This is a genomic window from Nostoc favosum CHAB5714 (assembly GCF_020829495.1).
GTDB classification, from domain to species: Bacteria; Cyanobacteriota; Cyanobacteriia; order Cyanobacteriales; family Nostocaceae; genus Nostoc; species Nostoc favosum.
The window spans coordinates 1-11,138 of sequence record NZ_JAIVFQ010000152.1 but is presented as its reverse complement, the minus strand read 5'-3'; the positions used below and the strand labels follow the sequence as shown (position 1 = coordinate 11,138).

Annotated in this window: 8 protein-coding genes; 3 read left to right on the top strand and 5 right to left on the bottom strand. The window is 41.6% G+C overall.

Features of this window, described 5'->3' with window-relative positions:
- Positions 1–105: 105 nt before the first annotated feature.
- Together LC586_RS37630 and LC586_RS37625 are read right to left on the bottom strand one after the other, a co-directional pair.
- Positions 106–852 carry a Uma2 family endonuclease gene (locus LC586_RS37630; RefSeq protein ID WP_229490812.1) on the bottom strand — a complete coding sequence of 249 codons (747 nt, stop codon included), beginning with the start codon at positions 850–852 and terminating at the stop codon, positions 106–108.
- A gap of 62 nt (positions 853–914) precedes the next feature.
- Positions 915–1,052, bottom strand: a complete 138-nt coding sequence (locus LC586_RS37625; protein WP_229490810.1) for a hypothetical protein — start codon at positions 1,050–1,052, stop codon at positions 915–917.
- A gap of 210 nt (positions 1,053–1,262) precedes the next feature.
- Between LC586_RS37625 and LC586_RS37620 the strand changes: the two genes are divergently transcribed.
- Positions 1,263–1,700 carry an orange carotenoid protein N-terminal domain-containing protein gene (locus LC586_RS37620; protein WP_229490809.1) on the top strand — a complete coding sequence of 146 codons (438 nt, stop codon included), beginning with the start codon at positions 1,263–1,265 and terminating at the stop codon, positions 1,698–1,700.
- 306 nt (positions 1,701–2,006) lie between these two features.
- On the opposite strand, the gene LC586_RS37615 is transcribed toward LC586_RS37620, so the two are convergent.
- The 3 genes from LC586_RS37615 to LC586_RS37605 form a co-directional block, all read right to left on the bottom strand.
- Positions 2,007–4,229 carry an FdhF/YdeP family oxidoreductase gene (locus tag LC586_RS37615; RefSeq protein WP_229490808.1) on the bottom strand — a complete coding sequence of 741 codons (2,223 nt, stop codon included), beginning with the start codon at positions 4,227–4,229 and terminating at the stop codon, positions 2,007–2,009.
- Positions 4,230–5,802: 1,573 nt separating this feature from the next.
- Positions 5,803–6,108, bottom strand: coding sequence for a hypothetical protein (locus tag LC586_RS37610; RefSeq protein ID WP_229490806.1), 306 nt, complete (start codon positions 6,106–6,108; stop codon positions 5,803–5,805).
- 766 nt (positions 6,109–6,874) lie between these two features.
- Positions 6,875–7,549: a carbonic anhydrase gene (locus LC586_RS37605; RefSeq protein WP_229490804.1), complete on the bottom strand. Its 675-nt coding sequence runs from the start codon at positions 7,547–7,549 to the stop codon at positions 6,875–6,877.
- A 481-nt stretch (positions 7,550–8,030) separates the two neighbouring features.
- On the opposite strand from LC586_RS37605, the gene aroA reads away from it, so the two are divergent.
- Together aroA and LC586_RS37595 are read left to right on the top strand one after the other, a co-directional pair.
- A complete protein-coding gene (aroA, locus tag LC586_RS37600) occupies positions 8,031–9,311 on the top strand; it encodes a 3-phosphoshikimate 1-carboxyvinyltransferase (RefSeq protein ID WP_229490802.1) in 1,281 nt (426 codons plus the stop codon).
- A gap of 457 nt (positions 9,312–9,768) precedes the next feature.
- Complete coding sequence (locus LC586_RS37595) at positions 9,769–10,866, top strand: fatty acid desaturase family protein (protein ID WP_229490801.1); 1,098 nt, start codon at positions 9,769–9,771, stop codon at positions 10,864–10,866.
- Positions 10,867–11,138 lie beyond the last annotated feature (272 nt).

Genomic DNA, 11,138 nt, shown 5'->3' with positions numbered 1-11,138 from the left:
GGTAGATTCGGTAGCGGAAGTTCATGGTTAACATTCCGCTATTTTAACATATTTAGTGGAGAATCTGACTCTAGTAAATCAAAGCCGTGCTAGAAGCACGGGGTTTTAAACCCATTTTTCTGATAAATTTTCTGGATCAATATTTAATTCTCGCAGTTTTGCTGCTAAATGATCGGCTCTTTGTTTTTCTTGTTCGGCACGTTGTTTTTCTTGTTCGGCACGTTGTTTTTCTTGTTCGGCACGTTGCGCCTGTTGTTGAGCAAATTCTTCAGGTGTGGGAATTAGCTGTCCTTCTGGGGTAAAATAACGCAATTTATTTTCATAAACACCCAAGTACAAACTTAGTTGCTGACTCCACAACCAACCTTGAGGGTTAGATTCTATAGGTTGATAAGTACCTCCAACTAAGATAAACCCAGCAAATTCTAAATTATTTGGATCAAACCAGAAATATTCGGGAGTGCGAAAAATATCTTGAAAAATTTGTTTTTTTAGACCTTTGTCAATCGCTGCTGTGGAGTCAGACAGAAGCTCTACAATGATATTGGGATATTTGCCGTCTTCTTGCCATACTACCCAACTTTTACGAACTTTGCGTTCACATCCCAGGGCTACAAAAAAATCTGGCCCCCGGAAGTCTTCTGATTTACGCTGGCGGGGACTGTAGTATATTGTCAGATTACCCGCAGCATAAAAGTCATTGCGATTTTGCCACCACAATTCCAAACATTGTAATAGCAGAATTATTTGGCGTAGATGTAATTCACTTTCCAAAGGCGGTTCATCACTATATAAGTCTCCTGGAGGAAATATTACATCTTTTGGGAGTTCAAAATCTTTGGCGGCGGACATGAGGGCAAGTTTTGGGGTGACATTAAGTTTAGCGTAGCAGTAGAAGTTATAGATGGTGTTGGCTACGATATCTGACGAGCAGTTGCTCTACGTCTATGCTCATAGCAGTTTAGGATTTCCAACCAGGCGATCGCATTATAATCAGGAACCCCCTTCAAGCGATCGCTTACAGTCACAGACGCTACTTCAAGTTTTAACATTTATCTTTGCTTTCCATACATTGAAGCAGGCATTTTTGTAACTAGCAACTTGAGTTATCTATATCTATCTTATGTAGTGAGTGTTATACCTACCCTAAGTGGGGTTATCTATCTGGATTTGTTCGTTAAGTTATATTAAGTACTGAAAAACAAATTTCTCAGTAAGTAACTGAGGAAATCAAAATAACCTTAACTTAGTTGGAGTTTTTTATGACTTACACAATTGATGAAGCAACAAAACCAGCTTTAGAAACTTTTCAACGCTTTGATGTAGATACTCAGCTAGCCCTACTTTGGTTCGGTTATCTTGATCTTAAAGAACAGCTAAACCCGGCACCTCCTGAAAGCGTAGAAGCTATAGCTAAAGCAGTGTTCGACCAAATCCAAGACTTGTCTCAAGAAGAGCAACTGCAAGCACAACGGGACATTATTAATGGTGCAAACCAAACCTATAATAGTCTAAGTCCCAATGCCAAATTAGACGTTTGGCTACTGCTGGCACAAGGAATGGACAATGGAACCGTAATTCAAGTGCCGTCCGATTATCAACTACCTGGTGAAACGGATGAATTTGTCGCATTGGTCAAAAAGCTAGAGTTTGAGCAGCGGGTTAATTTCATGCTAAGTGTGGTGCAAGGGAAGAGTTAACTAAGTCCAAGAACTCTCAATACTTTCTAGAATTGGGGATAACTGAAAGTAGCAAATTATATCATGTCCGCTTGATTACTTATGAAACCCGAAGAACCCCACCCCGCCAAAGCTATGCTTTGTCTCCCCTCCCCGCAAGCGGGGAGGGGTTGGGGGTGGGGTGTAATGACTGTGGTTAGCGTAACTATTTATGCGGACATGATATTACAGCTATTTTCAGGTAAATAGATCGGGCTGTAGGGGCACAGCAATGCTGTGCCCCTACGATAGATGTGGTTGAAATAAATTGGGAAAATGAGACTTGATTCAGATTTTTTCTAACTGGACGATCGCATTATAATCAGGAACTCCTTCAAGCGATCGCTTACTTTTATCTAGTAGCACATTCCCTTCTGGCCAATGTACTTGCAAGTTTCCTGACTGAATTGGCGCAATGTAGACTTGACAGAACAACTCGCCTAAATCATTCTTAAGAATGACGCGATCGCTATCTTTTAAACCCAAATGTGCCGCATCAGCAGCATTCATTAGCACCGCCTCTCGCATTGCCCCAGTAATTGCATCCTTGCGTTCCTGCACCATACTATTAAATTGTTTGCCTCGGCGCGTTGCTAATAAAAAATAACCCTCTGGTAATTCTCTTTGGCGTGGCAATAATACGCCAAAGTGTGCCTTACCATCCGGTGTAGGGAAATTCCAACCAAAGCACAAATGTGAGCCACCATATTGAAACTGATCGCCAGCCTGCTGTAAGTGTTGAATACCAGCATATTGCGGGACAACTTGAGCAATTTCTTGACGGATAGCAGCTGTGTCAGCAAAAGCCAGCTTATCTGCCAAATCTGGTTGCACGCGCTTTGCCAATTCTAAAAACACTTCCCACTCAGGACGCGCTTCTCCAATGCGCGGCCCCGGAATCTCTGGACTGAAAATTACCCGGCGTTCGGTATTAGTTTCTGTGACTCCCCCTGGTATTTCGTAGCGCGTCGTCGCAGGTAAAAGCACCACAGTATCAGCAGGTTCCACCAACATCTGGCTGGAGAGAACAATATCTATATGTACCCGCAACGGTATTTTCTTCAGCGCCGCTTCCACATAATCTGGTTCTGGCAACACTTCTAAAAAATTACCGCCCACAGAAACCAACACTTCTATTTCCCCCTGATGTGCGGCGTTAATCATTTCTGGAGCAATTAAACCTTTACTTGCTGGCACTTCAAAGCCCCAATGTTGACTCAATTGGGCAGCATTTTCTGGGGTGATAGGTTTACCACCAGGAAATACTGTCGCGTAACACCCCATCTCTGCACCACCCTGCACCCCAGAGTGACCGCGAATTGGCATTAAACCGCAGCCTTCCCGACCGACAAAACCTTTGGTAAGAGCTAAGTTAATAATACTTCGCACATTATCTTCACCGCATTCATGCTGGGTAATGCCCATACTCCAAACAAATACGGCTTTATTCGCTTCTTTGACCATTTTGGCAAAGGCGTACATTTCCTCGCGGGATGTTCCAGAAAGCCGCTCTAATTCTTCCCAAGATTGATTTTCTAACGATGCTTTGAGTTGGGCAAAGCCATCTGTATATAAATCTATAAATGACTGGTCTACCCAGTTGTTAGCAATTATATGTTTAATAGTGCCATTCAAAAATGCTATATCCCCGCCCATGTTGATTAAGAAGAAATCTTCGGCAAACTTTGTACCGAAAACGGCACTTTCTACAATTGAGGGAACCCAGTAGCGCTCCATTCCTGGTTCGCGGTAAGTATTAATAACTACAATCTTTGTGCCAGCTTTTTTAGCGTAATGGAGATACTTGACGGTAACAGGCTGATTGTTAGCAACGTTGGAGCCAATGAAGACTAATAAATCAGTACCAATCCAGTCTTTATAAGAACAGGTCGTAGCCCCTGCACCGAGAGCAGCTTTCAGCCCCGCCGTGCTGGGAGAATGGCAAATGCGGGCAGCGTTATCAATATTATTGCTACCCATTGCCCGCACAGCTTTTTGGGTGGCATAATAAGTTTCGTTGACAGTGCCGCGACTGGTAACATAGAAACTGAGGCGGTCTGGTGTAGTGGAGCGGATGCGATCGCTAATTACTCCTAAAGCTTCATCCCAACTCACACGGCGAAAGCCTTTTTCCCCTCGTTGACGAATCATCGGGTACGGGAGTCTTCCCAAGTCACGTAACTGGGCACTTTTTTGCTTTTGTAACTGCGAAACATCTTCCAATAACACAGGGTCAAAAGCTGGCATAGTATTCATCCGCAACAGCCGCAACCTGACATTGCAGAGATGGATACCATCTAAAGTCCAATCCTTCATCCCGGTTGTTCCGAGAGCGCAACCATCGCAGACACCTTTATCAAGAATATTCCACGCATAAGGTAGTTTGTCACGAGACAGCCAGATTGCCCGAAATACCTCCCAATAATTATTGGGATACTGTTCGCCAACGCCAAAGGGCTTCCAACTTGCCCAATTTGAAGGTGTCCAGTGCTTTTTAGGTTTAGGTAACATGATGTAGTGTATGTAAACTGAGTTCTTCCAGGCTACCGTTTTGAATAGCAATTGAGTAACAGGCGGTTAAATAATTCGTAATATCATGTTCGCATAATTAGTTATGATTTCCACAGTCATTGCACCCCACCCCTTAATCCCCTCCCCGCTTGCGGGGAGGGGAGACGAAGCGTAGCTTTGGCGGGGTGGGGTTCTTCGGGTTTAATAAGTAATCAAGCGAACATGATATAATTCGTAATTCGTAATGGGCAACTCTTAGAGACGCTAAACGCGAACGCCCCGCAACGCTTTCGTAAATTTTGTTTTGTAATGGGGATTTAACCCCAACACAAAACAAAATTTTTATTGAACCGGGGGACTTAAACCCACGGAATTGAGTTAAAAATTTAGAGAAAGGAAATGAAAACTGAGAAGATTAGTTTCTTATCTGTTGACGACAACTTGAATGTTGATAAGCACAACTTCAGCGTTAGTAACAACAGCTTAAGCGTTACTTATCAAACTAGGAACGTTATTAACTACAGCTTCAGCAACAATAACAACAGCTTCAAATGTAGTAACAACGACTTAAGCTTTAGTTATAACACCTTGAGCATTGATAACTACTGCTGAAACAGTAGTAACAACAACTTAAGCATTACTTATTAAACTAGGAACGTTATTAACTACAGCTTCTTCTGTAGTTAATACAGCTTCTTCTGTAGTTAATACAGCTTCTTCTGTAGTTAATACAGCTTCTTCTGTAGTTAATACAGCTTCTTCTGTAGTTAATACAGAAAGAGCTGTAGTAACTACAGCTTTAATTTTTTGAGTTACAGCGTTTAGTATAGTGACAAATTATGAGCCGAATTATATAATCCTCAGTTTGTAGTGGGGACTTTAGTCCTCAAATCTAGGACTTTAGTGCTGACTGCGATCGCCAGTTTACTTTCACATACAGCAGATTGCAACAGGCGTGAGGTACAGATAATCGTAGGGGCACAACCTGTTGTGCCCCTACCCGTGTACTTCATTTACCTGAAATACGCTGTAATAATATGACAAGGTGCGTAAGCCTAGTACAGCGCGGCGTAACTCAAGCTCCCATTTGAAAACTTGCAAAAGCCTTGATATACAAAACTTTTGACTTCCGCCTTGCGGCACTAGCCCGTCGTAAACATCGCTGTTTTCCCATTTTTCCAGGACTTACGCACAGTCTACGAATTCTCGGCGCTCTTCTCTACGAGAGGCTTCGCCAAGGCGTCTTCTCTACGAGACGCGAAGCGCGAAGGCGGTTCGATAAATTAAGCTTTTTAGCAATTTTTGCGTAATATCATGTCCGCCAAATTACCCATAATAAAAGAACCCCACCCCGTCAAAGCTGTGCTTTGTCTCCCCTAAGAGCAAGCGGGGAGGGGTTGGGGGTGGGGTTCTTCGGGTTTAATAAGTAATCAAGCGGACATAATATAAGTCCTGTTTTCCTCTCTACGAGATGCTGAACCCAATCGCTTGAATTCAAGTTCAACGTCATAGTTCAAATAAAAATCCCTGCCACAGTTGACAGGGATAGCAGTTTTTAGCTATGGCTTGTCTCTTAGCTAACAAAATCTTTGTGGGCAGTGACAAGCATCTGAGCCTGCCTTAAAACGTTTCCGAATAAATAAAAAGGAATCTGCCAAGCTGCAACGGTAACTTCTTTGACTATATCTTGTACACTAATTGCGATTAATTCATGCTCTGGTGGCTCTCCCTCAACTGTACCAGACCAAGTAAAAGCTAATAAGAAATCATCGTCTCCAGGCAAGGATGCAATCAAGCATTCTTCTGGTGTTGGCTGGCAAATAATTCCATGATCGTTTGCAAGTTCTACTAGTCTTTGAAATTTGTCTACGTTCGTCATTTGTCCTTGGGATGTAATTGAATTTCAGTTTTAGAAAAAATCATATTTTTATCCCCATAACTCAACTTAGTTGCTTCGTACCATAAATTACGAATTATTAAGGAGTTATTGGAGTTGGATCAGGCTTAAGTCCAAAATCTTAGCGCGATCGCCTGCTTCTATCAGCAACAATTGCTACTGTTTTAAAAAAACCTAGACTACCTACTTTTTCGGTTAACCGTATTTATATACACCTCCCTTTGTTACCATTTCAATATTGATGCCCTAATGTCACCTAGGCTGACACAGTGCATTGAGAATTGCCTAATAGCAAAAGTCATCTCTTGATGACTAAATATACCCAATAATCTTTAGTCTACTTCAGTAGACTTGATCTGTTAGCCTAGAACTTTAGTTCTAGGCGGGTGAGTCAGCCATTTACGAGAGTTCAGTGGCTCCAAGTCAAAATAATTCGTAATTGATAGTTCGTAATTCGTAATTACAATTAGTGAGAGCTTGAACTCGTCACTTTCTTGTTGACCACTAAATTAAAAATTTAGTGCTTGCTCTGTACCCTCTTCAATTACGAATTACGTAGCTTGCTTCTCGCCGAAGGCGAGTATTACGAATTAGTAATTATTTGGTCATCCGGGTTCAAATAAAGGGATGATTTGCTCCTCCAGCAATAACTGCCTCCTTCAATAAAAAACTGTGGACGCCCTGGAGTTTCCCAAAATTGAAAATTTACTAGCCACTAGCAATGATTGATTAAATTTAGTTAAATTTATTATTCTGATGGTAATCGGGTCAGGAGATTAGGTACAGGAAAAGGGCGGTTTTCCAAAATTTTAAACTTACTAACACTTGCATCATAAGCAAAGACTTCACCAGTTTCTATTTCATAAATCCAGGCATGAAGAGTAAGTTGATTACTATGTAGTTTAGAGCGGATTATTGGGTATGTTTCTAGATTTTCTATCTGAGTTAATACATTTTGCTCAATTGCAATTTTTAATAGTTTATCGCTAGGATAATCCTTATAGTTGTCTAACACAAGGCGGCGAGTAGCTTCACCGTAATGCTTTAACCAGTCGTAAACTAAAGGCATTTGTTGAGCAAGGCTACCTATTTGTAATAGCCCTTTCATTGCTCCACAGTGAGAATGACCACAGATGACAATAACTTTAATATTAAAACCTTGGACAGCATATTCTATGCCTGCTCCTTCGCTATTATTCTGCGTTCCATAAGCAGGAATTATATTACCAATATTACGGATAACAAATAATTCTCCTGGTTGACTTTGAGTTATTAAACATGGATCGATGCGCGAGTCAGAGCAAGTGATGAATAATACTTCCGGGTTCTGAGCCTGGGAGAGTTGTTCAAACAACTCCCGATGTGTAAGAAAATAGTTGTCATGAAACTCATTTAGACCTTCAATTATACGTGTAATAGACATAGTTCAATTTTTCTCATTAAAAATATATTATATTTACTTTAAATTCACTCTGTAACTCAGTGATTTTACGCAGATAAACTCCTGGCATTAAATTCCTCTTTAAGCTCCTTACTGTGTGTTGCGCCAGTTGCTTCTCCCTTGGCGCTAGCCTCTCCCTTTGGGAGAAGGGGAGACGCTGCGCGAACAAGTCGGGAAACCGCAAGGGCGCACTGGCTTCTCTGCGCCTCTGCGGTTAAATCAATCACTTTTAAACCGCAGAGGCGCAGAGAGCGCTGAGAAAAAACAATCTTATTTTACGAGTCACCTTGAAAGGGGCAGTCCTATTTAGGCAAAACTGAATAGTATTTGAAGATTTTTTGTAGTCTTTATAAGTGACAAGAGATGACATTTGCTCTATGAAAATGTCTCCCCCTGCCCCTTTTGGTTAGAATATGGCAATAATATATAAAGTTGTAGCTAACCGCCTACGTAGAGGTTTAACGTGGATACCATTGCAATTCCTGCTCTAAATCGGCCAGTGGATGCCACGGTAGAAATTCCCGGTTCTAAAAGTCTTACCAATCGGGCATTGCTTGTCGCAGCTTTGGCACAAGGTGACTCCGTTTTAGAAAATGCCTTATTTAGTGAAGATAGCGAGTATTTTGCCAAATGCGTAGAGCAATTAGGCATTCCCATTACACTGAATCCTCATCTGGCACAAATCCAAGTGGCGGGAAGGGGAGGCGATATCCCAGCGAAACAGGCAGATTTATTTGTCGGTTTGGCAGGCACAGCAGCACGGTTTATCTCGGCGCTGGTGGCATTGGGTAATGGCGAATATCGTCTAGATGGCGTTCCCCGAATGCGAGAACGGCCGATGGGTGACTTGTTAACGGTGCTGGAAGCAGGGGGAGCAACCATTAACTTTGAAGGAAACTCCGGCTTTATGCCCTACACCGTCTATAGTCGGCAATTCGCTGGCGGAAATTTTCGGTTGAAAGCTAACCAAACAAGTCAGCAACTTTCGGCATTGCTGATGATTGCGCCTTATGCTCAACAAGATACGAACATTGAGGTTGAGGGGACATTAGTTTCTCAATCTTACGTCAAAATGACCTGTCGTCTGATGGCGGATTTTGGCGTTGAGGTGATTCAAATCGGCGATAATCAATTTCAGATTAAAGCGGGTCAACGTTACCAAGCTCGACATTACACAGTAGAACCCGATGCGTCAAATGCTTCTTACTTTTTTGCCGCTGCTGCTGTCACGGGTGGACGGGTGCGCGTCAAACATTTGACGAAACAATCCTGTCAGGGTGATATTCTGTGGCTGAACGTTTTAGAACAGATGGGTTGCCAAATTAAAGATTCGGATGATTACACCGAAGTGACGGGGCCGAAGCAATTGCAAGGCATCGACATTGATATGAATGATATATCAGATTTGGTGCAAACATTAGGAGCGATCGCGCCCTTTGCCAGTTCACCGATTACTATTCGTAACGTGGAACATATTCGATATAAGGAAACCGACCGGATTAAAGCTGTAGTTACAGAGTTGCGTCGGCTAGGAGTCAAGGTTGAAGAATTTCCAGATAGACTAAAAATTGAGCCTGGCCCCATTACCCCGGCGGCGATTGAAACCTATCACGATCATCGAATGGCGATGGCTTTTGCTGTCACTGGCTTGAAGGTTCCAGGGATTGTAATTAAAGATCCTGGCTGTACAGCGAAAACCTTTCCAGATTACTTTACCCGATTCTTCCAAATGTTAGAACAATAAAAGACTAGTACCGCAAGGCAGAAGTCAAAATTCAAAATTCAAAAGAAAAGATTGTTTTTCATTCTTTTCTTGCTCAGTAACTGCTTCCCTTGTTCCTCTGCTCGTCCTTGTCTAGTTAAGTTTTACATCGGACTATCTCTCCATCCTCTTTTTTTGGTGAGTAGTTATCTTTTGGAATGTCTTAGTATAGAATTTCACAAGTCCGTAATATCATGTCCGCTTGATTACTTATTAAACCCCAAGAACCCCACCCCTTAATCCCCTCCCCGCAAGCGGGGAGGGGAGACAAAGCGTAGCTTTGGCGGGGTGGGGTGGAATGACTGTGGGAATCATAACTAATTATGCGGACATGATATAACGCATAAAATTACGAAAGACTTGTGTTTCTCTGCGTTTAAAAACGCTACGATTTACCGCAAAACTGTATTTAGTTCAATTCTCTACGTGACAATGATTTATGAAGGTTAGTACTGATCAAACACTGATTCACCAGAAAATATATGCTAAAGAATTACGTTCTCTCATTCCACCTGAAGCATTTATCCCAGATCCAAGTAAATTAGTTATCTTGTTCATTAATCTGACAATTTTGATACTAGGCTGGATGATAGCGGCTCGGTTAGATTGTTGGTCGCCATCTCTTTTATGGCTTTATCTTCCTCTAAGCATCATTATGGGTAATAGCGTGGTTGCCTTACTATTTAGCACCCACGATCTTATGCATGGTAGCGTGATTAAAAACGCCCGGTTAACCTATATTATTAGCTTTCTAGGGCTAACAATGTTGTGGATGCCACCAACATTGTGGAAAGCAGTTCATAACCGAGTACATCATAATCACACTAATGATTTGGGCGATCCGGATCGCAATTACTTATATGAACAGTCTTCAACCTGGGGAAAATGGATTCAGGATTTATTTGTGCCTTCTAGTGAAGTTAATCCTATATGGTTCACAGTAGGATTGACTTCAGCTTGGGGAGTACATACTTTTCGCAATCTGACATCTGTGCTATTTTTCAATCGTGAATCCGTCGATTATGTTCCTGCTGCATTTACAGTTAGTGCCAAAGATCGTCGAGCGATCGCAGGGGAATTATTGATGATGATAATAATTCATCTGAGCATCTTAGCCTATCTAGAATTTGAACCCCTTAAACTCATACTTGGTTACTTTTTACCTATTGGAATTGGCTATGGTGGGATAATTTTTTATATTTATACCAATCATTTACTTTGTAGGATGACCAGCGTTAATGATCCACTTATTAATAGTATGTCTCTCCGGGTTTATCAAATCTTTGACCTGTTGCATTTAAATTTTTCTCACCATACTGAACATCATATTTTTCCAGGAATTAACTCTGACTATTATTTCATAGTTAGGGATTTGTTGGAAACTCATTATTCTGAACAATTTAATTTATTAGATGCTGGGGAAGCTTGGAACTTGCTGCTGCAAACTCCCCGGCATTATAAAGATGAAAATACTCTTACAGATTGGTCAGGGAAAAAGTCTGTTCCTTGTTCTACAAGCGACAATTCAAAGAGTTAAATAAAGTTCAAAGGATTAGGCGACTATAAGTCGCTACTACACAAACAAAGTCCACCTCCGTGGACTAATACAAAATCAACAATTTGCTCAAGCAAATTGTTTGTTAACCTGCGGAGGCAGGTTTTGTCTGTGTAGCCGTGACTTCTATAGCAATCCTAAATCATTTATGAGAAAATACGGAATAGAGATAAAGGTGTAATTACCAACAAGTACAGTGAGGGATCAATGTGGATGCGATCGCTATCAGAGTTTATCGAAAATAGCCTTCGACT